Below are 22,906 nucleotides of genomic sequence, written 5' to 3' on the forward strand. Positions count from 1 at the left end.
CGAGGCGATAACGCCAAGATATGAAAACGAATTTCCACGGTGGTTGTCCACAAGTTTCCTTAAGACACTACTCAAATCGCAACCGCAAGCATAGGATTGTCAAAATCTTTCCTGATGGCCAGATAGAGGCACTCCTATGAATCACCGGATGTACATAATCGCAGTAATTGCATTCGCTGTCGCTCTAACGGCCTGCGATTCGACGCCCTCAGACATACCGACAACTAGTGTCACCACAACGTCTCGTACGGAGAGCCCTCCCACTAAACCTGAGAGCCCCAGCAAATCCGCGAGTCAGAAGTCACCTTCACCCATTCCAGCTTCCGCTGAAGGACCAGCAAAGTACGTGAAAGTTCCTAAATTGCCTCAGCAAGCGAGAAAAAACTCTCAAGAGGGAGCCGCTTCATTTGCGAATTTTTACTATGAACTAGTCAACTACACTATCGACACTAGTGATGCGAAAGAAATAAAGAAATATACAACACGTGAATGCGAAGTTTGCGGAAATTCAATAATTGACCCTGCCGACAGGGCAAAGAAACAAGGTAAATGGCAAGTTGGAGGTAAGCACCATCCCATAATTCTAGATTCCTACATTTCGGGTAAAAACTTAGCTATCGTAACAGTCGAATACACCGCCGACGCCATCAAATCTTATGTCGAGCCAAACAAGCCGTTGTCTTCAAACCCCGGCCTAGATGCCACCAAGGTCAGTCTCGGATTGGAATTTGACGATGGTTGGAAAGTCTACAGAATCATCGGAGTCGATTAATGTTCCCCGGTGCATTTCGAATTGCCGCGCTATTACAGGTTGTCATGCTCTGCTTCATTCCAGGACAAAGCGTCTTCGGACTTGGTTTTGAAACCCGACGCGCTACAGGTGAAGATGACATCCTCATGCGACCGGAGAGCATCGATCAGCATCATAACGATGACGATGAAACGTGGTTCAAGGGAGAATCCCCGGAAATGATATTGATTAACAATAAAGACGACAAGAAAAAGCAAGATACTCCAAAAGTAATAAAGTATAAAATACGTGACTACAATGTATGCATTCCAGGACGAGAAAAAGTCAATTCCTGCCGCAGCAATCCGGACCAAGCAAGATGCGAGGATGGATCGTATCCAATATCTCGTCAAATCCTTGATTTAGAAGGACGCCTCGTTGACCAGTACAACTACTGTCCTGGGGACCCACCCAAGTTCCAGATTCCCGAAGAAAACCTAATCCGGCAAATCAAGATCGACATCGAAAAATTTCGTTCGTTCCCAATCAAGGGGTCCACAATTCAGAGTGCGCCGAACAAGTTTTCTTTGCGCAACGGGCACACGCACTTCTGGGCCAGCGAGGATACCCAGGAATTCAGATCCAATTTGTCCGGGTCCGACGTGCGCATCAAGGCTATACCGATCCAATGGAATTGGAACTACGGAGACGGGGCCACAAGAAATCTGAGCTTCCCGGGCGAAGCTATGCCTTCGCATACTTTGCACGACGAGACCCCGACCAGTCACTCGTACTCAGAGACAGGAAAATTCGGTGTCAAAGTGACGACCTTGTACCGAGGCGAATTCAGCGTTGATGGAGGACCCTGGCAAGCAATTCCCGGACAAGCAGCAGTTCCGAGCAATACCCTGCCAATCGACGTCTGGCGAACCAAAAAGGAACTCATCGCCAAAGACTGAATTCAACAGAAATGGCCCGACACTTCGGTGTCGGGCCATTTCTGTTGAAGAACTAGCGAACCGGATAACCGGCGTCGCGGATCGCCTGCTTCACCTGGGCGATCATGTCCTTGGGTCCAAAGTGGAAAATGGAAGCCGCTAGAACGGCATCCGCACCAGCTGCAATCGCTGGAGGGAAATCTTCTGGCTTCCCAGCACCACCGGAGGCGATCAAAGGTACCGACACGGCGGCGCGAACCGCACGAATCATTTCCAGATCGAACCCGTCCTTGGTGCCATCGGCGTCAATCGAGTTGAGCAGGATTTCACCTACACCACGCTCGGCAGCTTCCTTGGCCCAGGCAACGGCGCACATGCCGGTTCCGGTCCGGCCACCGTGGGTGGTGACTTCGTAGCCTGATGCGATCGACGGATCAGCCGTGCGACGAGCATCAACCGAGAGCACTAGTACCTGGGAACCGAAGCGCTCGGTGATTTCGTTGATTACCTCTGGCCGGGTGACCGCAGCGGTATTGATCGACGCCTTGTCTGCACCGTTGCGCAGCAAACGATCAACGTCTTCTGCGGCTCGCACTCCCCCGCCGACGGTCAGCGGGATGAAGACTTCTTCTGCGGTTTGCCGAACAACCTCGTAGGTCGTTTCGCGGTCGGCGCTTGATGCGGTGACGTCCAGGAAGGTCAGCTCGTCGGCACCGGCTTCGTTATAGCGCCGAGCCAGTTCCACCGGGTCGCCGGCATCGCGAAGTCCCTCAAAGTTGACGCCCTTGACGACACGGCCAGCATCAACATCGAGACAAGGAATAACACGAATAGCAACGCTCATCGAAGGTAGATTCCTTGTCTACTAGATACGGCAGGCGTGGATTTGGCTGACCAGAATGGCTCGCGCACCCACGTCGTAAAGTTCGTCCATGATGTTGTTGGTTTGCGACTTCTTCACCATCGCGCGGACAGCAACCCAATCCGAGTTGGCAAGATCCGAAACAGTTGGCGACTCGAGGCCTGGAGTCAAGGCGCAAGCCTCTTCGGCTTGTTCGCGACGCACGTCGTAGTCGAGCATGACGTACTGTCGGGCGACCAGTACGCCGTTGAGGCGACGGATCAACACGTCTAGGCCGGCCGGCTTGTGGTCAACACGGCCAATCAATACGGCTTCGGACTGCAACAGCGGATCACCGAAGATCTCCATGCCGGCGGCCTTGATGGTGTTGCCGGTTTCCACGACATCGGCGATGGCATCCGCCACGCCTAGTCGAACAGAGGATTCGATGGCGCCATCAAGACGGACGATCGAAGCTTCGATGCCGGACTTCTGGAGATAGTGGCGCAGCAGGATGTCATAGCTGGTGGCAATGCGCTTGCCGTTGAGCTGCTTGGCGTCGTTGAACGCGCCGATCGGGGCAGCGAAGCGGAAAGCGGATTTGCCGATGCCCAGGGACAGCTGCTCTTCAACGTCATCGTCCACGTCGGCGTCGAGGTAGAGGTCGCGACCGGTGATTCCCACGTCGAGGATGCCTCGGCCTACATAGACGGCGATGTCGCGCGGGCGCAGATAGAAGAATTCAACCTGGTTCTCTTCGTCGACCAGGACCAGTTCGCGCGAATCGCGGCGCTGGAGGTAGCCTGCTTCCTTGAACATGGTGGAAGCGATTTCAGACAGGGCACCCTTGTTGGGTAGGGCTACGCGGAGCATTGTTGACTCATTTCGTCAGTGTGGCGCTGCGGCGTTCAGCCATAAACAAGCGCCAAGGATTATTTTCTTTGGCCGTTGTTACTGCCGTGCGATGCCTGCGCTCGGATCGCGGGTGATCCGAGCGCAGTGTCGCGACGGCTATAGATGCTTGTAAACGTCGGCCAAGGTCATGCCCTTGGCGATCATGAGAACCTGAAGGTGGTAGAGCAGCTGGGAGATTTCCTCTGCTGCGGCCTCGTCGGATTCGTACTCCGCAGCCATCCAAACCTCGGCGGCTTCCTCGACAACTTTTTTACCGATGCCATGGACACCAGAGTCGAGTTCGGTGACGGTACGAGAGCCTTCCGGGCGTTGCTGTGCCTTGAGCGACAATTCGCTGAAGAGCTCGTCAAAAGTTTTCACGGAATCAATCCTAGCGTTTTTCTTGGCAGCACCTGCATTCAGGTGGCTCTTTGTGACGGGTCGCCTGATGGGCTAGGCCAAGGCAGCGACGGTCATGACCGCCGCAGAATAGGCCTCATAGCCCTTGTCTTCGCTGGAGTTTGCCAAGCCAGCGCGGTCAAGGCCCTGCTCCTCGTTATCGCACGTGAGCACGCCGAACCCGATCGGGGTTTTGGTGTCGACACTCACACTGGTTAAGCCGTTGGTCGCCGCCAGGCAGACGTAGTCGAAGTGCGGGGTTCCACCGCGAATGACCACGCCCAAGGCGATGATAGCGTCGTAGTCGCCGGCCAGGCTGGCAGCGGCTACCGGCAGTTCAAAGGTGCCCGGCACCCGGATGAGGGTGGTGTTCGCCTCCAGGCCAGCGTCCTTGGCGGCGCGCTGCGCGCCATCAATCAGGCCGGTCATGATGACCTCATGCCAGCTGGCTGCAACGATCGCAACCTTGAGTCCGTTGAACTTGCCGGTGCCGGCCAGCGATTCCAGCTGATCGGCAACATCCGTTGGCGCTCCGTGCTTGCTCATGCATTTGCTCCCTGTGTAGTGGTGGTTCTATGCGCCGTGGTAGGCGTCGGCTTCGGAATCGGACAGCTGCTCGTCGGGGAGATCGAGGTGGTGGCCGAAGCGTGCCTGCTTGGTGTGCAGGTAGGCGGAGTTTTGCTCGCGCGGTGCAATGCGCAGTCCTACCAGTTCGTCCACCGTGATCCCCGCGTTGGTCAGCTGCTCCTGCTTATCCGGGTTGTTGCTCAGCAGGCGGATGGTGTCCAGCCCCATGGCCTTGAGGATCGCAGCCACCGCGAAATACTCCCGTGCGTCGGCCGGGAAGCCCAGGTGCAAGTTGGCGTCCAGGGTATCCATCCCGGATTCTTGCAGCGCGTAGGCGCGCAGCTTGTTGGCCAGTCCGATGCCGCGGCCTTCATGGCCGCGAATATAGATGACATGCCCGCCTTCGGCCGCAATCTGCTCCATCGACGCGTGCAATTGCTCGCCGCAGTCGCATCGGTAGGAACCGAAGATATCGCCGGTCAGGCACTCCGAGTGGATGCGCACCAGATTGCTTGGAGCGCTTCCGCCGGGGCCTTCGTGGCTGAGCACCATGTGCTCGTTGCCCTCGGCAGTGGCGGCCCGGGCGGTGAAGTCGCCAAAAGCTGTCGGCAATTTGATCGGATCCGTCAGCTCGATCTCGTCGTTGACCCGGCGCCAGCGGGCCAGATCGTCGATGGAGATCAACGGCAGATCATGTTCGGCCGCGAAAACCCGCAAATCATCCAGGCGCATCATCTCGCCGTCATCCTTGGTGATCTCGCCGATCACGCCGGCCGGCTCCAGGCCGGCAGCGCGGCACAGGTCCACCGCGGCCTCGGTGTGCCCCCGTCGCTGCAGCACTCCCCCCGCGGCGGCGCGCAGCGGGAAGATGTGCCCGGGGCGCGAAAGCTGGGCGGGCACTGTGGCAGGGTCGGCCAGCAGGCGGGTTGTCAGCGCGCGGTCAGCGGCGGAAATTCCGGTGGTGATGCCTTCGGCGGCATCGCAGGTGATGGTGAAGGCCGTGCCCTTGGCGTCCTGGTTGATGCCGACCATCGGGCCGAGCCCCAGCGCGTCGGCCCGCTTGGCCTCGAGCGGAACGCAGATAACCCCGGAGGTGTAGCGGATGGTGAAGGCCATCAGCGCACTGGTGGCATGCTGGGCGGCGAAAATGATATCGCCTTCGTTTTCGCGATCCTCGTCATCTACGACAACGACGGCGCGGCCCGCGGCCAGCGCGGCCAGCGCAACCGGGATCGGATCAAGCGTTGAGGAGCCCATTACCGCGCACCACCGAATTCATTCAGGCGGGCGACGTACTTGGCCAGCACGTCCACCTCGATATTGATCTTGTCTCCCACCTGGCGGGTGCCCATGGTGGTTTCGGCCAGGGTGATCGGGATGATGCCCACTTCTACCCAGTGCGAGCCGGTGGCGCTGGCCGGCGAGACACCGGTGATGGTCAGCGAGATGCCGTCCAGCGCAATGGAGCCCTTTTCTGCGGCCAGCGGCGCGTACTGGTCGTCGAGCGAAATGCGGAAGGTGGTCCATTGACCGTGATCGACCCGTTCGAGCACATCGCCCACCGTATCCACGTGGCCCTGCACGACGTGGCCGTCGAGCCGGGCGCCGGCTTGGGTGCAGCGCTCCAGGTTCACGCGATCGCCGGCGGCCAGCGATCCGGTGGTGGTCCGCCGCAGGGTTTCGCCCATGACGTCGACGCTGAGCTTCTCCCCCTGCAGCTCGGTGGCTGTCAGGCAGACGCCGTTCACGGCCAGCGATCCGCCCAGGCCCAGGTTCTCGGTGTGCCCTGGCGCGCTGAGGGTCAATATGGCCAGGTCCTGTTCGGGAACGGTTTCGATCCCCTCGATGATTCCCTGGCCGGTAACGATTCCGGTAAACATGGTTTCTCCTCGATAAATTCTTGGTGGGTTCGCGCTAGGCGCTGGGCAGTGGTTCAAGATGCAGCATGATGTCATCGCCGAGCCGGGCCAGCGATTCGTTGCTGGAGGAATCCAGCCGATAGCGATGGGCCTGGCCCAGGGTCGTGGTGGGCAGATTGACCGAAGAGCTGCCGGCGCCAATCAGCAACGGTGCTTGATAGCAGTACAGCTCGTCAGCCAGGTCGGCTTCGATGAACGCCGAGGCCACCGTGGCGCCGCCTTCGATCAGCAGGTGGCCCAGCCCCAGTTCGTTCGCGCGGCTGATCACCTCGTGCACGTCGTGGGTGTTGATCTGCTCCCAGCCATCGCCTTCTGCCAGCGCCAGGGACTCGGGCAGTTCGCGCTGCCCCATCACCAGCCGGTAGGGCTGTTTGCCGTGCAGCTGGCCATCGCGGGTGCGGGCGCTGAGCCGGGGGTTGTCGATCACCGCGGTGTTGGTGCCGATCAGGATCCCGTCCACGCGGGCCCGCAGCCCATGGGCATGGTTGCGGGATTCCAGGGAAGTGATCCACTGGCTGGTGCCATCCGGGGCGTTGATTCGCGCATCCAAGGACTGCGCCAGCTTCACCGTGATGAAGGGGCGGTCCTGCTCCTTGGACAGGAACCAGCGATGGTTCAGGGCCCGGGCTGCGGCGTCATCGGCAAACTGGGTCGCAGGGATTCCGCGGCTTCGCAGGTACTCCGCGCCCCCGCTGGCGGCGGTCCGGTCGCTCACCGCATAGTGCACCTGCCCGATTCCGGCATCAGCGATCGCCTTGGCGCACGGACCGGTGCGGCCGGTGTGGTTGCACGGTTCCAGGGTGACGACCATGGTCAGCTTGCCGGCGGTGGCCGGATCCAATTTTCCCAGCCGGCGCAAGGCGTCGACCTCGGCATGCGGGTGGCCGGCACCGATGTGGTATCCGGTTGCGATCAAGTTCCCGTCGCCATCCAAAATGCAGGCGCCGACCAGCGGATTTGCACCGCGATGCCCGCGCCCGGCGGTTTCCAGCGCAGTGCCCAGCGCCGCGTCCAGTTGTTGAGTTGTCACCATTGTTCGCTCACCTCCTAGCGCTGCTGCGAGATCGTCGGGTCGGGCAGTTCGATTTCGATCTGGGGTTTCGCGTCGCGTTTGGACTTGGCCCAGACGAAGAATCCGACCAGCGTGAAGGCGCCATAGAACAGGTACATGAACGCGCTGGCGTAGTAGCCGGCGGAGAAGAGCAGCGGGACGCCGACCGCGTCAACGGCCACCCAGATCAGCCAGAACTCCACCCATCCCTTGGCCATGCCATAGGTGGCCAGCAGGGAGCCGACGAAGGTCCAGGCATCGGCCCAGACCGGCTCGTAGGATCCGAGCACGCGGAACAGCGGGGTAAGCGCTACCGTGCCCAGCAGCAGAACAGCGGCCAGCGCCAGGCGGGTTTTGTTCGAGGCCCACTGCGGGGTGACCGCATGGCCGGTCCCGTTTTTCGCCTGCTTCCAGCGGTACCAGCCGAAGACCGATACGGCGATGAACATGATTTGGCGGCCGGCCTGGCCCCAGAGATTCGCGGTGTATCCGGTATCAAAGAGGCTGCCGAGGAATACCGTGAGCAGCAGGAGGTTGCCGATGATGCCCAGCGGCCAGGCCCAGACCTTGCGGCGCATGCCGCCGACGGCACTGGCGAGGCCGAAAATATTGCCAACTACTTCGCGCACCAAAAGTGCCGACGAGCCGATCGCAATTTGCGAGTTGAAAGCTTCAATGAGCCACCGCAGGAAATCCATCATTCCACCCTTCTCGAAGCGGCGGCTCCGGGGGTGTGCATTTGATGGGCCTGTGGCTCCGCTCTAGAAGATAGCCCGGTTAAGGGCCATCGGCGGTGCCAATAGGCAAATCAAATTCGTGCTTCTCCCATCCAGACTTTAACTGTCGGTACCGGAATTTCACCAGTTCAACCGCATCCTCGGCTTGTGGCCTTGGCTGCGGGTCGCGGACTATCACCGCCGGTTCGGACTTTCACCGACCCCGGAGCACGTATTCGTGTTTACTACAAATTATTCTGGCACACTTTGGCCGGGTTTAATGACCGCCAAGTGCAAGATTGCGTAATACATCAACCTCGACCGATGGTTCCGGAGCCGAGTACACCGCCGATCCGGCCACAAACACATCGGCGCCGGCTTCAGCTGCGCGCAGAATGGTGTCGCGCGAGATGCCGCCGTCGACCTGCAGAGCGATCGGCTTGCCGCTGCCTTCGATGGCCGCTCGGGCGCGCTGGATCTTGGGCAGCACCAGGTCCAGGAACTTCTGGCCGCCGAAGCCCGGCTCGACGGTCATCAGCAACACCATGTCCAGTTCGCCGAGCATATCCAGGTAGGGCTCGATCGGGGTCGCTGGGCGCAATGCCATGGCGGCCTTGGCGCCGGCCGAACGCAGTTCGCGGGCCAGGCGGATCGGAGCAGCCGAGGCCTCCACGTGGAAAGTCACCGAGTCCACGCCAAGCTGCGCATACTCAGGAGCCCAGCGATCGGCATTTTCAATCATGAGGTGCACGTCGATGGGGAGCTTGCTGGCTTTCTGCAAGGCCTCCACCACGGGCAGCCCGAGCGTCAGGTTCGGGACAAAGTGGTTGTCCATGACGTCCACGTGCACGCCATCGGCGGTATGGATCCGCTCCAGCTCGCTGGCGAGGTTGGCAAAGTCGGCGGACAGGATCGAAGGATGGATCCGTGCATTGCGCATAGGTGCTCCTTGGAAGATACGTGCTTGGCTAGGCTTTTTTGGTCAGGATCGCCATGAACATGGCATCGGTGCCGTGCACATGCGGCCACAGCTGCGCGGTGCTGCCCTCGCCCAGCCCGTGGCCCGCAGCCGGCGTTTGCGGGTAGACCACATTAGACACGGCGGCACCGGTGTCCAGCAGCGCGGCGTTCTCGTGCCGCTTGAGGAAGTCCTCGACGACCAGGCGGGTTTCGGCCTGGTGCGGTGAACAGGTCACGAAGCCGACCACCCCGCCCACGCGCACCGCGCTGAAGGCCGCGTCCAGCAATTCCCCCTGCAATGCCGTAAGCTCCGGGATGTCACGCGGGGCCTTGCGCCAGCGCGACTCCGGACGGCGGCGCAGCGCGCCCAGGCCCGAGCAGGGAGCATCGACCATGATGCGGTCGTAGTCCCCCGCGTAGTCTTCGCCACCGAATTTGCGGCCGTCTTCCTCGGTGAGCATCCAGTAGTCGTGCGGGACTGCGTCCAGGGAATTGGCAACCAGGCGCGCACGGTGGGCGGTTGGCTCGTTGGCGGTGAGCCGTGCATCGCGCTGTACCGCGATGGCACCGAGCAGCGCCGCTTTGCCGCCGGGACCGGCACAGAGGTCCAACCAGTAGCGGTCCTCGCCAGCGTCGGGCAGCGCGATGCTGGCCAAGGCGCGGGCCATGACCTGGCTGCCGGCGTCCTGGACCCGGACCGTGCCTTCTTTGACACCGGGAACGCGAGCGACATCGCCATGCTTGTAGGTGGCTGAATCGGCCACAAGAGTGCCGGGCTCGGCCCCTGCTTCCAGCGCCCCGGAGAGATCGCCCAGACCGGGGAGGGCGACAAGGTTTACCAGTGGCGCCAAATTGTCGGCTTGAAGCAGCGCTTCAATTTCCGCGCCATCGCGGCCATGGGCGATCAACGCGCCGCGCAAGGCGCGAACAATCCAGTCCGGGTGCGAATGCTCGATCGAGAGCCTCTCGGATTCGGAGCTGGCTGCGTCAGCCAGCTGCGCGATCCACTGTTCGGCTTCTTGCGCGGATACTCGGCGCAGCACCGCATTGATCAGGCCGGAGGGGCCCGCGCCGATTTGGGCACGAGCCAGGGAGACCGTCTCATCCAGGGCCGCATGCTTCGGTACGCGCATGGCCAGCAGCTGGTGGGCGCCCAAGCGCAGGGCATCCAAAATGGCCGGGTCAAGCTCGGCCAGCGGACGATCCACCAAGGTGTTCAAGATCGCGTCGTAAAAACCCTGGCCACGCAGTGCCCCGTAGGCCAGTTCGGTCGCAAATCCGGCGTCGCGCCGATCGAGCTGGAACTCGCGGATCATCTTGGGCAGCACCAGATTCGCGTAGGCATCCGAAGCGGATACTTCGCGCAGAACCTTGAAGGCGACCAGTCGCGCCGGGTCCGCCTGACGCTTGCGCTGCCCGGGAGCCGATTGCGAATATTTGCGCGGACCGGATTGGCCGCGATTGCGGGTTCGTCCCTGCGCATCGCGTCGTGGCTCATTGTCGCGGTATCCACCGCGTGGTTCCTGCCCGCTCATGCGAAGCTCACTTTCGTTCCCTGGGTGAGCACGCCACGTGCCCAGTCGGAGGCCTTCATCATTTTTTTGCCCGGAGGCTGGATTTCTGTGGGTTCAAGCGCCCAGGTTGCGGTGCCGATCAGCACCTTGGGCTGCTTGCCCGGTTCAATGCGCACTTCGCCAGGCTCCAGATCGCCGACCTCGCGGCACTCGCGCAGCGGGCCGAACTTGAAGCGCTGGTCCTCGACCTTCACCCAGGCCCCAGGGAACGGAGTGGTTCCGTGGGCGCGACGCCTGATTTCCGTCGCAGGGCGGGTGAAGTCCAATTCCGCATCGGCATCGGTAATCTTCGGGGCGTAGGTATGCGAACCGGACTGCGGGATGCCAACGGCCTGCCCGGCATCCAGTGCCTGCAGCGTTTGGACTAGCAGCGTTGAACCTGAATGGCTCAGCCGCTCCAGCATGATGCCGGCAGTGTCCAGCTCGCCGATCTTCTCGGTGACCTGCCCGAAAACCGGTCCGGTGTCCAGTCCGGTTTCCAGCTGGAAGGTCACCGCGCCGGTGATGTCGTCCCCGTGGATGATCGACTGCTGGACCGGAGCGGCACCACGCCAGGCCGGCAGCAACGAGAAATGCAGGTTGATCCACCCGTGGGCAGGGACCTGCAATGCAGCTTCTGGAACCAGTCCGCCGTAGGCGACGATCGCCGCGGCTTCGAGGTTCAGCGCCTGGAGTTCCGCTGTGGTTTCAGCGGTGATTTTCGCTGCCTTGATAATGGGCAGGCCCAGGTCTTCTGCCCGGGCAGCGACGGGAGAGGGCGTGAGCACGCGCTTGCGTCCCAGCGGCGCATCGGGGCGTGTGAGCACCGCCGCGATCTCAAAACCTGCTTCGTGCAGATAGTCCAGGGAGGTTACGGCAACTTGGGGCGTGCCGGCAAAGAGGATCCTCATGAGCTACTTCCCCAATCCTGCGCCGAAGCTGGAGCCGAGAGCGCCCGAGCGTTTTTGCACAGTGGCGTTGGCGGTTTGCGAGTAGTTGGCTGAACGCAGTGTGCGCCAGGCGGCTTTCTTCTCTTCAGGCGCGAGGCGATCCAGGAAGAGGATTCCGTCCAGGTGATCGGTCTCGTGCTGGAAGCAGCGGGCCAGCATGCCTGCGCCTTCCAGCGCAACGGGATTGCCGAACTTGTCGAAACCGGTTGCTTTGACATGGCGGCGGCGCGGCACCGGTGCGGCTACCCCGGGAATGGATAGGCAGCCTTCGACCTGGTCCTCTTGGAAATCGTCGCTCAATTCGAGAACCGGGTTGACGATATGGCCGCGTTCATCGCCGATTTGATAGGTGAACACCCGCAGGGAAACGCCCACCTGCGGTGCTGCCAGACCCGCGCCATGGACGTCTTCCATGGTCTGATCCATATCTTCGACGAGCTTCTGGAGCTCCGGGCCAAAGTCGGTCACCTCCTGCGCTGGGGTGCGTAGAACGGGGTCTCCGATGATCCGAATTCCCAAAATCGCCATAATCCGCTGGTACCTTCTTTGCCGTAGACAGTTGGTATTAGGTTTCGCCGTGCTGAAAGCTAACCGTTCCAGTCTACGCGGTCAGCGCTTGGCTTTATCGAGCTGGCGGCGTGATTTCGGCCAGCGTGGCTCGCGCTTGGGAGATCTTATGCGTGGCTTCCCAATTGCGGCGCAAGGCGTAGAACTTTGCCCAATAGTCCGGCAGGGCCGGCGCCGGCGCCATGAACGTCCTTGTTCCGGTGTCGCCCAGGGCCACAGCCAGCAGCATGGTGTCCGTTCCAAATTCCCATGGCTTCCATTCGCCGGACTCGGCGTCGACAACCTGCTCCTCGGCTTTGCACGCCGCGGCCAGCTGCATGATGACCTTGTCATCCGGACGCTTGACGACACCATCGCGGTTTGAGGTTTTTGTCTTGTAATCCACGATGCATGCCCGGCCCCCGATCTTTGCTACTAGGTCGATGGTCCCGGCATATCCCACGCTGTCATTCCAAACCGTGACTTCCGCGGCCAGAGGTTCAACGTTGTAATCGGTCCACCAGGTTTCAAAGTGCTGCGCGTAGGCCAGCTCGTTGTTTGCTTCGAGCGCGGCCCGCGCCCCGGCGAGATCGTGTTCTTGCCCCAGCGCTTGCAATGCCCGAGCCTCGGCATAGTTATGCACGCGATCTCCGCGCGCGGCCGCCTGGTCCCTGTAGGCCTCAGCCGCACTGGCCGAATCCCGCACTAGCGAACGCAGTTGCCGCGCATCTCCCAGGGCCTGAGCCAGCCGGTGGTCTTCCGAGAGCGACTTGGCGGCCATGTATCCGGCCCAGCCTGACAAATCCATATTGTCCATGCCGATAACTGTGGTGATGGATGGGACAAGCGCTTCACCTCCGACCTTTCGGCTGTACATGCGGCCCGAATCGGTCTGTGTCGCTAATTTTGGAGACGTCATGCACACGATCATGGCATGCAGCTACCCCGCTTCGCTCCTAGTGGAGACGGAAATATGAATTTTCCGCGTAGATTCGCGGTTTTTGGCCGTTGTGAACCAGATCTCAGCGTTTCGATTTGTTCGGATGCGAAAACTCGTATAGAGTTTTTACTCGTTGGAAAGAACGGAAACGTTCAAATAACAACACATTTTGCGGACATAGCTCAGCTGGTAGAGCGCAACCTTGCCAAGGTTGAGGTCGCGAGTTCGAACCTCGTTGTCCGCTCGCAAAAAGATTCACCGACTAGGTAAAACTAGTCACTCTGGCTTCGGCCAGTATGGTGGGGTGGCCGAGAGGCGAGGCAGCGGCCTGCAAAGCCGTATACGCGGGTTCGAATCCCGTCCCCACCTCGCAATGAAGATTGCAGATCTTTTTAGCGCGATTGGCGCAGCGGTAGCGCGCTTCCCTGACACGGAAGAGGTCACTGGTTCGATCCCAGTATCGCGCACAGACTCATGGTTCACCAGACCATGAATCTACAATAATTGAATATTATGCGGTCATAGCTCAGCTGGTAGAGCGCAACCTTGCCAAGGTTGAGGTCGCGAGTTCGAACCTCGTTGACCGCTCTGGGAATTCAGATTCTATTTGGATTCTGTCGAGATTCATTCGTGAATCTTCGGCGCGATTGGCGCAGCGGTAGCGCGCTTCCCTGACACGGAAGAGGTCACTGGTTCGATCCCAGTATCGCGCACTGAATATCTTCGTGATATTCATGCGGTCATAGCTCAGCTGGTAGAGCGCAACCTTGCCAAGGTTGAGGTCGCGAGTTCGAACCTCGTTGACCGCTCCATAACTTCATATAATTTTTGCGGTCATAGCTCAGCTGGTAGAGCGCAACCTTGCCAAGGTTGAGGTCGCGAGTTCGAACCTCGTTGACCGCTCCAAATAAAAATGGGAATCACTCCAAGTGGTTCCCATTTTTGCTTTAAGTTTTGCGGCTCGACACGCCCGAGCTTCCTGATCCTCTTCCCTGATCGGGCTTTTCGCCCTAGGGTGGAGAACAGTTGTGGAGCTAAAGGGGTTCCCACAGACGAATGGAGGTGCAGCATGGCAGGATTTGATGATCTGCGTGGCAAGGCAGAGGAATTCGCAAAAGAGAACCCAGAGCAGGTCTCCCAGGGCATCGATCAGGTCGGCGATTTCATCGACGACAAGACCGGTGGCAAGTTCGCTGAGCAGGTCGACGGCATCCAGGGTGGTGCCAACGATTACCTCAATGGACTCGGCGGAGGCGCTGAGGGTGGCGAAGGCGAGAACAACGAAGGCTAATTCCTTCGCTTGACTCCCCTCGGCTTGCCCGAGCATCCAGAAAAGGTACCGACTGCGGTCGGTACCTTTTCCGTTTAACTTCACAAACGGATGTGATTATCCCCTAGCCGGAGCGAGCATGTAGAAATGACTTATGGTTCAACGCTCCTCGATCGAAGATAGTTTAAGCCACGCGGTCATTGCGGGATTGATCACCACATTAGTTGGCTTTGTCGCTTCCTTCGCTGTTGTACTCGCTGGCCTATTTCAGGTCGGGGCTTCACCGGCGCAGGCCGCCTCCGGGCTGTTGGCTCTTTCGGTGTGCGTGGGCATATGCACCATGGCGCTGTCTTGGCGCCATCGGATGCCGATCAGCATCGCGTGGTCCACGCCGGGCGCGGCCATGCTCGCCTCATTGGCGCCGGGTGCGTTCACGTTTGCAGAAGCGATCGGCGCCTTCATGATCAGCGGCGTGATGATCGTGCTCACGGGATTGCTGCCCGGGCTGCACAAGTTGCTGGCCCGGATCCCGGTGCAGATTGCCCAGGGCATGCTGGCCGGGGTGCTGCTCCCGCTCTGCATCAAGCCATTTACCTCGCTGGGGACCATTACTGTCCCAGCGCTCGGGATCCTGCTGGTCTTCTTGATCGGGCTGCGGATACTGCCAAAATTCGCGGTGGCAGTGAGCATGCTGGCCGCCGTGGGCTTCGGGCTCTGGCATATTGGACAGAATCAGGCGTGGGCACAGCTGCAGGTGGTGCCGCAACTCGAATTCGTGGCGCCAGAGTTTTCATGGCAGGCGGTGGCCAGCATCAGCGTGCCGCTTTTTATCGTGACCATGGCCTCGCAAAACATTCCGGGCGTGGCCGTGCTCAATTCATTCGGATATCAGCTGCCGTGGCGCCCTTCAATGATCCTCACCGGCATCGGTTCCGCAGCCGGTGCCCTATTCGGCGGGCATGCGATCAATCTTGCGGCCATTACCGCAGCGCTTGCCGCCGGAGAACAGGCGGGCGAGAATCCGAAACTTCGTTGGCGGGCCGCGGCCAGTTCAGGAATTTTCTACCTGCTGTTCGGAGCGTGCAGCGCCCTGATCGTCTCGGTGGCCAATACCTCGCCCGAGGGGCTCTTTCAGGCGGCAGCGGGCTTGGCCCTGCTGGCCACGCTGGGAAGTTCGCTGGTGGGCGCGATGGGCGATGCCGCGTGGCGCTTGAGCGCGCTGGTCACAGTGCTAGTCGCCGCCGGAAATCTCACGCTCTTCGGCATTGGCGGGGCGTTCTGGGCGCTGGTGGCAGGGCTGTTAACGCACTTCATCGCCGAGCGCAGTGCCCGGCGATGAAGAAATAGCTAGTACGGATCTGCCCTAGATCGCTGGTTCGCCGATCTGGCCTTCACGGGCCAAGGCTGTCAAGCGCGAGACCGCGCGGTAGTACTTCTTCTGGTAGCCGCCGGACATCATCTCCGGGGTGAACAGCTCGCTGAACGGCTTGCCCGAAGCCACGATCGGCACGTCCTTGTCATACAGGCGGTCAGCGAGGACCACGAAGCGCAGGGCGATGGCCTGGTCCGTAATGGTGTCCACATTGTGCAATACCAGGACATCGGTTTCGGACAGCAGCTGGCGGTAGCGCGAGGGGTGGACCTGGGACAGGTGGGCAACGAGCTGATCGAAATTGTCCACGGCAAGGGTCTTGTCCGTGTAGCGCTGCTGCGCGAAACTTTCGATCTGCTGATCGTCCAGGGGCTCAGGAGCATCTGGCAGGCCGCGGTGGCGGAAGTCTTCGCCTTCAACACGGTGCACGTCGAACTGCTCGGACAGGGTTTTGATCTCGCGCTGGAAGTCCACGGCAGCGAAGCGGCCTTCGCCCAAAGCACCCGGCAGGGTGTTGGAGGTGGCGGCAAGCTTGACGCCGGCGTCGGAGAGCTCGCGCATCAGGCGGGACATCAGCACGGTGTCCCCCGGGTCATCCAGCTCGAATTCGTCGATGCAGACCAGCGAGTACTGGCTGAGCACGTCAACGGTCTGGCGGAAGGAGAGGGCACCGACGAGGTTGGTGTATTCGACGAAGGTGCCAAAGGCCTTGCGGCCTGGCGCGGCGTGCCACAGCGAAGCCAGCAGGTGGGTCTTGCCGACACCGAATCCGCCATCAAGGTAGATGCCGTTCTTGGTTTCTTTTTTCTTGCCAAAAAGCTTGGAAAGGAAAGAACCCGAGTCGTTCTTGCCGACGGTTTCAGCAAAGGCCTTGAGCTTGTTGACGGCCTCGGTCTGCGAGGGCTGCGTCGGATCGGGCCGGTAGGTATTGAAGGACACTTCACCAAAGCGGTAGGACGGGTGGAAACCGGCCAACAATTCCTCGATTGAAAGATTCGGCTTGGTCTCGCTCAGGTGGGTGATTGTCGCCATTGGCTGTGGGAGTCCTTCAGTTGATTGCTCAGATGATCCGGGCTGCCATGGCAAGCCCATCGGCCAGTTTACCTTGGATGGCGGCGTTGATTGCCTAAAATGTCGTATCCCACACCGACATCGCTGCGGTTCGGGACTAGGCTAGATGTGAAGCCCGGTGCCAGCTGATTTCAGCGTGGCCCAGTACAAAGAACTGCAAGGATCGTGATCATCAATGCCATTGCCTGTTGACTCCAACGAGAAGTACGCCTCCTATGCCCACCCGGAACGGCTCGTCTCCACCCAATGGGTTGCCGAGCATCTGGGCGAGGAGAATTTGGTCGTGCTGGAATCGGATGAGGACATCTTGCTGTATTCCACCGGCCATGTGCCGGGCGCGCTGAAGATTGATTGGCATACCGAGCTGAACGACGAGGTCACCCGCGACTACGTGGATGGAGCTGGCTTTGCCGCGTTGATGGCGGCCAAGGGCATCACCCGCGAAAGCACCGTAGTGATTTACGGGGACAAGTCCAACTGGTGGGCAGCTTATGCCTTGTGGGTCTTCGCCCTCTTTGGCCACGAGGATGTGCGCCTGATGGACGGCGGCCGCGACAAGTGGATTGCCGAAGGCCGTGAACTGAGCACCGTTAAACCCGAGGTTGCCAGCACCGAGTACCCGGTCATCGAGCGTGCCGATGCTGAAATCCGCGCGTTCCTTCCGCAGGTCCTGGCGCATTTGGGCCACCCGCTGATCGACGTCCGCTCGCCGGAAGAGTACACCGGCGAACGGACGCATATGCCCAATTACCCGGAAGAAGGCGCACTGCGCGGAGGCCACATTCCCAGCGCGGCCTCGGTGCCATGGGCCAAGGCGGCGGCCGAGGATGGCACCTTCCGCTCCCGCCAAGAGCTGGAAGCCATCTATCTGGATGGCGCTGGCCTGAAACCCGGCGATGATGTGGTGGCCTACTGCCGCATCGGCGAACGCTCCAGCCACACCTGGTTTGTGCTCAAGCACCTGCTGGGCTTTGAAAATGTGCGCAACTACGACGGTTCATGGACCGAATGGGGCAACGCCGTGGGCGTGCCGATCGTTCGCGGCGACGCCAAGGGCGAAGTACCAGCACAGCGAGGGGTTCGCGCATGAGCCAGTTGCCTGTTGAGCTCAAGGGGATCGTCGAGGAATTCACCGAAGTTCCTGAAGCGGACCGCCTGGAGCTGCTGCTCGAATATTCGCGAGAGCTTCCAGAACTGCCTGCGCGGCTGGCGGACCACCCCGAGCTTTTTGAGCAAGTGGTGGAGTGCCAGTCCCCGTTGTTCCTGGTTGTGGAAGTGGCCGAGGATGCGGATCGCACGGTCAACCTGTTCTTCTCCGCACCGCCAGAAGCGCCCACCACGCGCGGCTTCGCTTCGGTGCTCGCGGCAGGTCTGGACGGCATCGATGCGCGCTCCGTTTTGGGCGTGCCTGATGACATGCCGCAGCAGCTGGGGCTCACTCGGGCCCTCTCGCCGCTTCGCATGCGCGGCATGACGGCCATGCTCGGGCGGATCAAGCGCCAGGTCTCCGAGCAACTTGCCGCCTAGCTGGCCGGTATCTGCTACCACTCGCATGAGCCAAGGGGATTAAGGGCATTGGGCAAGAAAAAGCAGTCCGCTTCCACGCCGGCCACCGCGGCCCTGGACGCGGCCGGCATCAGCTATGTTGCACATAGCTACGCGCACAGCGATTCGGCTGAAAGCTACGGCGCCGAGGCTGCCGAGCAATTGGGGGTCAGCGGCGATCGGGTGTTCAAGACGCTCATGGTTTCCACGGGGGCCAATGCCGCCGAGGATCTCGCGGTGGCCGTCGTTCCGGTGGCGGCGATGCTCGATCTGAAAGCGGTTGGTGCTGCGCTGGGCAAGAAGCGGGCCCAGATGGCTGACAAGGCTGCTGCGCAACGCCGCAGTGGCTATGTGCTCGGCGGCATCTCGCCCTTCGGGCAGCGCCAGCACGCCACAACCGTGATTGACTGCAGCGCACAGCAATTCCAGACGGTGTTCATTTCCGGCGGCCGACGGGGTTTCAGCCTGGAGATCGCCCCGGAGGATGCCGCCGCGGCGACCAGTGCGCTGTGGGCGCCAATCACCAGCTAGCTTTTGCAGGCCGAACCAGGACCCTGCGCCGCATCGGCGCAGGGTCCTTTCAGCTTTGTGCCGCAGTTGCCCGGGCCGCGATGCGCTTGCTCAAGAAGCCGGTGACCGCTTGGGCGAAGCCCTGGGGATCCACATTGGGTTCGCGGGTGTGCCCGGCCTTGGTGAAGGTTCGCAGGGTCACCAGATCCGGGCGCAAGGCGGCAAGCTTGAGGCTCGGCCCGTTCGGGACAAATTCGTCGTCGCGGCTGTGCATGATCAGCGTTGGATGCTTCAGTTCGCTGGCGCGGTCAACCCAATTCAGCCGCCGGAGGTTCACCGGTGCGGCTTGCCCGGTGACCCATCGGCCGGCCTTGTTGGATAGCAGCCACTGGGCGACTCGGCCGACAGATTGCGGGATCTTATTGGCCCGGGCCTGATGGGAGAGGACATCAACCCAGTTGATCACCGGCCCAACCAGCATCAGCGAATCGATGCGATCGGCCAATTCGCTGCGGTCGGCGGTCTGCAAGCTGATCGCGCCGCCCATCGACCAGCCGAGCAAGATGATTTGCTCGGCACCGTGATCCAGGGCGAACTGTATCCCCGCTTGGACATCGAGCCATTCCGTATCGCCAAGACCGTAGCGGCCATCGGGCGCATTGGGCGCGAGCCCGTCATTGCGGTAGCTCATGAGCAGGGCCGTGACACCCATGGATGCAAGCGCCGGGAGCGCGCGAATGGTTTCGTTGCGGCGGGCTCCGCGCCCATGAACTCCAATCACCCACACGTTGTTGTTGGTGGTGCCTCGAACCAGCCATGCCGGCCCGTCCCCGCCTTCCAAGGGCACGACCACGTCTTCGGCCGTGAATCCGAGATCCTCGGGGTGCTCGTAGACCGCACCGGAGAGGTATCCGCGCCGGACCCCTTCCAGGCTCCCCCGGTAAACGTGTTCGATTTTGCGAGCGACCCGCCGTGGCTTGCCCGGAACGTCGACGGGAGCCGAGAGCCGCAGTGCGCAGGCGTCGAACTCGGTGAGGAAGATGCACGGACCAGGCTGGCTGGTATCTGCGTCCTTGACAAAGTGCAACCACAGCTTGCCTTCGCCATCGGTGACAACTTCACGAATCATGCTGTTGCCGATGCGCCGCTCTTCGGGAGTCACCACGCGTCGGGCGAAGTATCCGGCGAGCGCTGATACGCTGGCCGCCAGCAACGAGCCGGCGCCAACGCCCAATCCCACGCCCAGCAATGTTGCGGGGATGGTTTTTCGCGGTTGCAAGGTATCTACGATATTCCGAGCCATGTTTTCATCTTTCCATGTTGTCGCACGGGAATCATCTGCCGGGTCCGAACGTTTCCATGTGTATGAGCAATGAATCCTTGAACGATAGAACTCCATCCGGCGAGAACACTTCGGCGCGTACCGAGGTGCAGTGGCAGGAAATCCTGACTCCCGAAGAATTCCATGTGCTGCGCCAGGCCGGAACGGAACGCCCGTTTACGGGCGAGTACTGGGATACGACGACCGAGGGCGTTTACTCGTGCCGCGCTTGCGGTGCCGAGTTGTTCGCCAGCACGACAAAATTTGATGCGGGCTGCGGTTGGCCGTCCTTCTATGCGCCGTTGGCCGAAGACCGGGTGCGCTATATCACCGACGAATCGATGGGCATGAAGCGCGTGGAAGTGCGCTGTGCAAACTGCGATTCGCACATGGGGCACGTTTTTGAAGGCGAGGGATTTGGCACGCCTACCGATCTGCGCTTTTGCATGAACTCCTTGAGCTTGTCGCTGCGCAGCGCCTCTGAATAAAGTCTTTGCCTGCGAGGCGGTGGGGATCACACTTAGGGCTAGAGTTGCTTATTCATGAGTGACTTAGCATCAACTTTTCTATTGTTTGGGCGTAGCGTTCATATCAAGCACATGAGCGCTCCCCAAACATGAAAAGAAGGTGTACTGAAATGACCCAGATTTCCGCAAAGCCAATGCCGGCCAGCGATGCTGAAGTACTGCAGATCGCGAACTCCGACGCATGGCTGTCCCTGAAGGCTGCCACTGCAGAATTCCAGGGCCTGCAGGCCAAAGACGGGTCGCTCGCGGATTCGGCCGCCGCGCCACGGGCCACCGAGCTCATTGAAACCGCCATCGCCTCCATCCAGAGCCTCAAAGCCCATTTCGAGCACGACGCTGAATACCTCGAACAGCTCGTTGCCGATTTGCAAAAGTGGTCGGATGCCGGGTTCGGTGTGCCTGATTTCCTGGATTCGCTGGTCCAGTTCCAGCCACAGGCCCAGCGCATCGATGGCTTGATGCACCTGGTGCTCTTCCCGATGTACACGCAGAATGGTTCGACCAGCCGCCATTTGGAAGCCGTTCTGGTCCAGGTCATGTGGCCGGAGTTCATTGCGAACCTGGAGGGCACCGACTACACGAACGCGCTGTTCGTTCCACTGCGCTTTGTCGACTTCACCGAAGGCTACGACACCAATTCAGCGGTGCTGTTCCCGGAATCCGTAGCCATTCGAGAGACCCCCTCATTCACCTGGGGCGCAATCTTCCAGGATCGCGAAGCAGCCCGGTTCCGCAAGGTGCTGCAGGAGGCCGCTTCCATCACCAATTTGCAGTTGCCTGACGACGCGGCCGAGCTACTGGCAGATCAGCACCTGACCGAAGAAACCTTCATCATGTGGGATCTGATCCACGACCGCACCCACATGCGCGGCGATCTTCCCTTCGACCCGTTCATGATCAAGCAGCGCATGCCGTTCTTCCTCTACTCGCTCGAAGAGCTGCGCTGCGATCTGACCGCCTTCCGCGAGTCCATGAAGATTGCGGGCAACCCGAAGACCGATGAGAAAACCGCCAAGATGGCCAAGCTGGTCCAGTACGCGGTGATCTTCGATCGGATCTTCCGTTTTGCCATCACCGGCTCGCGCGTTCGAAACTACGATGGACTCGGTGGCCAGCTGCTCTTCGCGTGGATGCACCAGCACCACGTACTGCACTGGACCGACACCAAGTTGAGCATCGACTGGGACCAGGTTCCCGAGGTGGTTGCCTCCTTGGGAGATGCGATCGACGAACTGTACTGGAAGTCCATCGATCGCCCGAAGCTGGCCCACTGGCTGGCCGCCTACGAGCTGGTTTCGGCAACAGTCACTCCCAACCCTGCTTCGCAGTGGGCCAAGGGCCCGGAAGCACTGCCGCTGACCGCGCCACTGCGGGAAATCACCGACCAGGTGATGGACGATGAATTCCCGCTGTCGATGTTCTACGAAGCACTGAACAAGAAGATGTCCAGCGTTATCGAATCCACCAAGGGCATGACCGGCGCCACCGAAATCTAGCACTTCTGCCTTAGGCTAGGAAGCGTGAGCAAAGAAAGTTTCTTCTTGAACCAAACACCACGATTAGTGCTCATCGCCGGTGCCACCTCGGCCTCCGGCATCGCCTGCGCCCAAGCGCTGAGCGATGCCGGAGTACGGGTGCTTGCCGTCGGCAGCAATCAAGCCCGATTAAATGAACGCCTGCCCTTTGCCGAGGCCCGCTTCGCCTGCGACCTCGCGGATTTCGCGGCAGTGCGCGAACTGGCCGAAAGCATCCACGCGGCTTACGGGCCGATTGATGGGCTGATCCACCTGGTCGGCGGCTGGCGCGGCGGCAAGTCTATTGCCGGCCAAAGCGATGAGGACTGGGATTTCCTGCATCGCAGCATATTGACCACCCTGCGCAACACCACGCGAGTCTTTGTCGACGATCTGCTCGCGTCGCCGTCCGGCCGCTTGGCGATCGTCAGCTCCGAAGCGGTGCAGAACCCGACTCCCTCCAATGCCAACTACGGGGCGGCCAAGGCCGCGGCTGAGCACTGGGTCAACGCGATCGCACGGCTGTTCAGCAAGAACGCCGAAAATGCCTCTGCGATCAGCTGGGTGGTCAAAGCGCTCAGCGACTCGGCGCCTGGAGAAGCTGCTGCGGGGCATACTCCGGTGGCGTGGCTCGCCGACGCGGCACTCGAATTGCTTACAGATCAGGCGGTAGCGCTCAACGGCACCCGGGTTGCCCTGCCCCAAGCCTGAGTCTGCCGCGCCATGGCAGCCCGCAAACGCAGTGACCTAGTTTTTCTCTTTACCCTTTTAA

The 22,906-nt window shown here is 60.7% G+C and carries 25 protein-coding genes, 7 tRNA genes and 1 riboswitch; of the genes, 17 read left to right on the forward strand and 15 right to left on the reverse strand.

The genetic code is table 11. The features are described from left to right. The first annotated feature begins 148 nt into the window (after positions 1-148). Entirely contained in the window at positions 149-772 is a 624-nt protein-coding gene (locus tag AOZ07_RS10150; RefSeq protein ID WP_257720406.1) for a DUF6318 family protein, read from the forward strand. Beyond that, positions 772-1,689 carry a hypothetical protein gene (locus tag AOZ07_RS10155; RefSeq protein ID WP_060701892.1) on the forward strand — a complete coding sequence of 306 codons (918 nt, stop codon included), beginning with the start codon at positions 772-774 and terminating at the stop codon, positions 1,687-1,689. Before AOZ07_RS10150 ends, AOZ07_RS10155 begins: the two co-directional genes overlap by 1 nt. A gap of 52 nt (positions 1,690-1,741) precedes the next feature. Here AOZ07_RS10155 and hisF read toward each other — a convergent pair whose 3' ends face one another. The 13 genes from hisF to AOZ07_RS10220 all read right to left on the reverse strand — a co-directional run bounded on the left by hisF (position 1,742) and on the right by AOZ07_RS10220 (position 12,983). Further along, entirely contained in the window at positions 1,742-2,512 is a 771-nt protein-coding gene (gene hisF, locus AOZ07_RS10160; RefSeq protein WP_060701893.1) for an imidazole glycerol phosphate synthase subunit HisF, read from the reverse strand. Positions 2,513-2,533: 21 nt separating this feature from the next. Beyond that, the gene (gene hisG / locus AOZ07_RS10165) at positions 2,534-3,382 is read right to left on the reverse strand and encodes an ATP phosphoribosyltransferase (RefSeq protein ID WP_060701894.1); all 849 of its coding nucleotides are present in this window, start codon (positions 3,380-3,382) and stop codon (positions 2,534-2,536) included. Positions 3,383-3,520: 138 nt separating this feature from the next. Beyond that, positions 3,521-3,784 (reverse strand): phosphoribosyl-ATP diphosphatase, encoded by a 264-nt coding sequence (locus AOZ07_RS10170; protein ID WP_058254586.1) that lies wholly within the window; start codon positions 3,782-3,784, stop codon positions 3,521-3,523. 72 nt (positions 3,785-3,856) lie between these two features. Continuing rightward, positions 3,857-4,348, reverse strand: a complete 492-nt coding sequence (ribH, locus tag AOZ07_RS10175; RefSeq protein WP_084793213.1) for a 6,7-dimethyl-8-ribityllumazine synthase — start codon at positions 4,346-4,348, stop codon at positions 3,857-3,859. A 27-nt stretch (positions 4,349-4,375) separates the two neighbouring features. Then, positions 4,376-5,626 (reverse strand): 3,4-dihydroxy-2-butanone-4-phosphate synthase, encoded by a 1,251-nt coding sequence (ribB, locus tag AOZ07_RS10180; RefSeq protein ID WP_060701895.1) that lies wholly within the window; start codon positions 5,624-5,626, stop codon positions 4,376-4,378. Further along, on the reverse strand, positions 5,626-6,249 hold the full coding sequence (locus tag AOZ07_RS10185) for a riboflavin synthase (protein WP_060701896.1): 624 nt from the start codon (positions 6,247-6,249) through the stop codon (positions 5,626-5,628). Before AOZ07_RS10185 ends, ribB begins: the two co-directional genes overlap by 1 nt. Before the next feature lie 34 nt (positions 6,250-6,283). Then, positions 6,284-7,321: a bifunctional diaminohydroxyphosphoribosylaminopyrimidine deaminase/5-amino-6-(5-phosphoribosylamino)uracil reductase RibD gene (gene ribD / locus AOZ07_RS10190; RefSeq protein ID WP_060701897.1), complete on the reverse strand. Its 1,038-nt coding sequence runs from the start codon at positions 7,319-7,321 to the stop codon at positions 6,284-6,286. Positions 7,322-7,335: 14 nt separating this feature from the next. Further along, positions 7,336-8,037: a nicotinamide riboside transporter PnuC gene (gene pnuC / locus AOZ07_RS10195; protein WP_060701898.1), complete on the reverse strand. Its 702-nt coding sequence runs from the start codon at positions 8,035-8,037 to the stop codon at positions 7,336-7,338. 115 nt (positions 8,038-8,152) lie between these two features. Then, positions 8,153-8,290, reverse strand: a riboswitch (FMN riboswitch). A 42-nt stretch (positions 8,291-8,332) separates the two neighbouring features. Beyond that, entirely contained in the window at positions 8,333-8,995 is a 663-nt protein-coding gene (gene rpe, locus AOZ07_RS10200) for a ribulose-phosphate 3-epimerase (protein ID WP_060701899.1), read from the reverse strand. Between the two features lie 28 nt (positions 8,996-9,023). Next, on the reverse strand, positions 9,024-10,550 hold the full coding sequence (locus tag AOZ07_RS10205; RefSeq protein WP_060701900.1) for an RsmB/NOP family class I SAM-dependent RNA methyltransferase: 1,527 nt from the start codon (positions 10,548-10,550) through the stop codon (positions 9,024-9,026). After that, the gene (gene fmt / locus AOZ07_RS10210; RefSeq protein ID WP_060701901.1) at positions 10,547-11,479 is read right to left on the reverse strand and encodes a methionyl-tRNA formyltransferase; all 933 of its coding nucleotides are present in this window, start codon (positions 11,477-11,479) and stop codon (positions 10,547-10,549) included. Before fmt ends, AOZ07_RS10205 begins: the two co-directional genes overlap by 4 nt. A gap of 3 nt (positions 11,480-11,482) precedes the next feature. Beyond that, the gene (def, locus tag AOZ07_RS10215) at positions 11,483-12,046 is read right to left on the reverse strand and encodes a peptide deformylase (protein ID WP_060701902.1); all 564 of its coding nucleotides are present in this window, start codon (positions 12,044-12,046) and stop codon (positions 11,483-11,485) included. 94 nt (positions 12,047-12,140) lie between these two features. Next, complete coding sequence (locus AOZ07_RS10220; protein WP_060703410.1) at positions 12,141-12,983, reverse strand: PD-(D/E)XK nuclease family protein; 843 nt, start codon at positions 12,981-12,983, stop codon at positions 12,141-12,143. Between the two features lie 192 nt (positions 12,984-13,175). Between AOZ07_RS10220 and AOZ07_RS10225 the strand changes: the two genes are divergently transcribed. The 9 genes from AOZ07_RS10225 (at position 13,176) to AOZ07_RS10265 (ending at position 15,613) form a co-directional block, all read left to right on the forward strand. Then, positions 13,176-13,248, forward strand: a tRNA-Gly gene (locus AOZ07_RS10225). A gap of 54 nt (positions 13,249-13,302) precedes the next feature. Further along, positions 13,303-13,373: transfer RNA gene (locus AOZ07_RS10230), tRNA-Cys, on the forward strand. Between the two features lie 26 nt (positions 13,374-13,399). Continuing rightward, positions 13,400-13,471: transfer RNA gene (locus AOZ07_RS10235), tRNA-Val, on the forward strand. A 48-nt stretch (positions 13,472-13,519) separates the two neighbouring features. Beyond that, a tRNA-Gly gene (locus AOZ07_RS10240) sits at positions 13,520-13,592 on the forward strand. 53 nt (positions 13,593-13,645) lie between these two features. Beyond that, positions 13,646-13,717: transfer RNA gene (locus AOZ07_RS10245), tRNA-Val, on the forward strand. A gap of 23 nt (positions 13,718-13,740) precedes the next feature. Further along, positions 13,741-13,816: transfer RNA gene (locus AOZ07_RS10250), tRNA-Gly, on the forward strand. 18 nt (positions 13,817-13,834) lie between these two features. Beyond that, positions 13,835-13,910, forward strand: a tRNA-Gly gene (locus AOZ07_RS10255). A gap of 163 nt (positions 13,911-14,073) precedes the next feature. Next, positions 14,074-14,295, forward strand: coding sequence for an antitoxin (locus AOZ07_RS10260; protein ID WP_060701903.1), 222 nt, complete (start codon positions 14,074-14,076; stop codon positions 14,293-14,295). A 133-nt stretch (positions 14,296-14,428) separates the two neighbouring features. Then, entirely contained in the window at positions 14,429-15,613 is a 1,185-nt protein-coding gene (locus AOZ07_RS10265; protein WP_060701904.1) for a benzoate/H(+) symporter BenE family transporter, read from the forward strand. A 24-nt stretch (positions 15,614-15,637) separates the two neighbouring features. Here AOZ07_RS10265 and zapE read toward each other — a convergent pair whose 3' ends face one another. Beyond that, on the reverse strand, positions 15,638-16,678 hold the full coding sequence (gene zapE / locus AOZ07_RS10270) for a cell division protein ZapE (protein ID WP_060701905.1): 1,041 nt from the start codon (positions 16,676-16,678) through the stop codon (positions 15,638-15,640). A 214-nt stretch (positions 16,679-16,892) separates the two neighbouring features. On the opposite strand from zapE, the gene AOZ07_RS10275 reads away from it, so the two are divergent. The 3 genes from AOZ07_RS10275 to ybaK are packed head-to-tail and all read left to right on the forward strand — an operon-like array spanning position 16,893 to position 18,793. After that, on the forward strand, positions 16,893-17,807 hold the full coding sequence (locus AOZ07_RS10275; protein WP_060701906.1) for a sulfurtransferase: 915 nt from the start codon (positions 16,893-16,895) through the stop codon (positions 17,805-17,807). Next, the gene (locus tag AOZ07_RS10280) at positions 17,804-18,244 is read left to right on the forward strand and encodes a SufE family protein (protein ID WP_060701907.1); all 441 of its coding nucleotides are present in this window, start codon (positions 17,804-17,806) and stop codon (positions 18,242-18,244) included. Before AOZ07_RS10275 ends, AOZ07_RS10280 begins: the two co-directional genes overlap by 4 nt. A 48-nt stretch (positions 18,245-18,292) precedes the next feature. Continuing rightward, on the forward strand, positions 18,293-18,793 hold the full coding sequence (gene ybaK / locus AOZ07_RS10285; protein WP_060701908.1) for a Cys-tRNA(Pro) deacylase: 501 nt from the start codon (positions 18,293-18,295) through the stop codon (positions 18,791-18,793). 49 nt (positions 18,794-18,842) lie between these two features. Here ybaK and AOZ07_RS10290 read toward each other — a convergent pair whose 3' ends face one another. Next, positions 18,843-20,075, reverse strand: coding sequence for an alpha/beta hydrolase family protein (locus AOZ07_RS10290; RefSeq protein WP_060701909.1), 1,233 nt, complete (start codon positions 20,073-20,075; stop codon positions 18,843-18,845). Positions 20,076-20,137: 62 nt separating this feature from the next. Here AOZ07_RS10290 and msrB point away from each other — a divergent pair, with 62 nt between their 5' ends. The 3 genes from msrB (at position 20,138) to AOZ07_RS10305 (ending at position 22,845) form a co-directional block, all read left to right on the forward strand. Further along, complete coding sequence (gene msrB / locus AOZ07_RS10295) at positions 20,138-20,581, forward strand: peptide-methionine (R)-S-oxide reductase MsrB (RefSeq protein ID WP_060701910.1); 444 nt, start codon at positions 20,138-20,140, stop codon at positions 20,579-20,581. A gap of 149 nt (positions 20,582-20,730) precedes the next feature. Continuing rightward, positions 20,731-22,116: a DUF6421 family protein gene (locus AOZ07_RS10300; protein WP_060701911.1), complete on the forward strand. Its 1,386-nt coding sequence runs from the start codon at positions 20,731-20,733 to the stop codon at positions 22,114-22,116. Between the two features lie 24 nt (positions 22,117-22,140). Beyond that, positions 22,141-22,845: an SDR family NAD(P)-dependent oxidoreductase gene (locus AOZ07_RS10305; protein ID WP_236995165.1), complete on the forward strand. Its 705-nt coding sequence runs from the start codon at positions 22,141-22,143 to the stop codon at positions 22,843-22,845. The last annotated feature ends 61 nt before the right edge of the window (positions 22,846-22,906 follow it).

Origin of the sequence: Glutamicibacter halophytocola, from assembly GCF_001302565.1 — a bacterium.
In the GTDB taxonomy this organism is placed as follows: domain Bacteria; phylum Actinomycetota; class Actinomycetes; order Actinomycetales; family Micrococcaceae; genus Glutamicibacter; species Glutamicibacter halophytocola.

Excerpts from the sequence above, each read along its gene's own strand:
- AOZ07_RS10150 (WP_257720406.1), top strand. The coding sequence starts at position 149 with ATGTACATAATCGCAGTAATTGCATTCGCTGTCGCTCTAACGGCCTGC.
- AOZ07_RS10155 (WP_060701892.1), top strand. The coding sequence starts at position 772 with ATGTTCCCCGGTGCATTTCGAATTGCCGCGCTATTACAGGTTGTCATG.
- hisF (WP_060701893.1), bottom strand. The coding sequence starts at position 2,512 with ATGAGCGTTGCTATTCGTGTTATTCCTTGTCTCGATGTTGATGCTGGC.
- hisG (WP_060701894.1), bottom strand. The coding sequence starts at position 3,382 with ATGCTCCGCGTAGCCCTACCCAACAAGGGTGCCCTGTCTGAAATCGCT.
- ribH (WP_084793213.1), bottom strand. The coding sequence starts at position 4,348 with ATGAGCAAGCACGGAGCGCCAACGGATGTTGCCGATCAGCTGGAATCG.
- ribB (WP_060701895.1), bottom strand. The coding sequence starts at position 5,626 with ATGGGCTCCTCAACGCTTGATCCGATCCCGGTTGCGCTGGCCGCGCTG.
- AOZ07_RS10185 (WP_060701896.1), bottom strand. The coding sequence starts at position 6,249 with ATGTTTACCGGAATCGTTACCGGCCAGGGAATCATCGAGGGGATCGAA.
- ribD (WP_060701897.1), bottom strand. The coding sequence starts at position 7,321 with ATGGTGACAACTCAACAACTGGACGCGGCGCTGGGCACTGCGCTGGAA.
- pnuC (WP_060701898.1), bottom strand. The coding sequence starts at position 8,037 with ATGGATTTCCTGCGGTGGCTCATTGAAGCTTTCAACTCGCAAATTGCG.
- rpe (WP_060701899.1), bottom strand. The coding sequence starts at position 8,995 with ATGCGCAATGCACGGATCCATCCTTCGATCCTGTCCGCCGACTTTGCC.
- AOZ07_RS10205 (WP_060701900.1), bottom strand. The coding sequence starts at position 10,550 with ATGAGCGGGCAGGAACCACGCGGTGGATACCGCGACAATGAGCCACGA.
- fmt (WP_060701901.1), bottom strand. The coding sequence starts at position 11,479 with ATGAGGATCCTCTTTGCCGGCACGCCCCAAGTTGCCGTAACCTCCCTG.
- def (WP_060701902.1), bottom strand. The coding sequence starts at position 12,046 with ATGGCGATTTTGGGAATTCGGATCATCGGAGACCCCGTTCTACGCACC.
- AOZ07_RS10220 (WP_060703410.1), bottom strand. The coding sequence starts at position 12,983 with ATGACGTCTCCAAAATTAGCGACACAGACCGATTCGGGCCGCATGTAC.
- AOZ07_RS10260 (WP_060701903.1), top strand. The coding sequence starts at position 14,074 with ATGGCAGGATTTGATGATCTGCGTGGCAAGGCAGAGGAATTCGCAAAA.
- AOZ07_RS10265 (WP_060701904.1), top strand. The coding sequence starts at position 14,429 with ATGGTTCAACGCTCCTCGATCGAAGATAGTTTAAGCCACGCGGTCATT.
- zapE (WP_060701905.1), bottom strand. The coding sequence starts at position 16,678 with ATGGCGACAATCACCCACCTGAGCGAGACCAAGCCGAATCTTTCAATC.
- AOZ07_RS10275 (WP_060701906.1), top strand. The coding sequence starts at position 16,893 with ATGCCATTGCCTGTTGACTCCAACGAGAAGTACGCCTCCTATGCCCAC.
- AOZ07_RS10280 (WP_060701907.1), top strand. The coding sequence starts at position 17,804 with ATGAGCCAGTTGCCTGTTGAGCTCAAGGGGATCGTCGAGGAATTCACC.
- AOZ07_RS10290 (WP_060701909.1), bottom strand. The coding sequence starts at position 20,075 with ATGGCTCGGAATATCGTAGATACCTTGCAACCGCGAAAAACCATCCCC.
- msrB (WP_060701910.1), top strand. The coding sequence starts at position 20,138 with ATGAGCAATGAATCCTTGAACGATAGAACTCCATCCGGCGAGAACACT.
- AOZ07_RS10300 (WP_060701911.1), top strand. The coding sequence starts at position 20,731 with ATGACCCAGATTTCCGCAAAGCCAATGCCGGCCAGCGATGCTGAAGTA.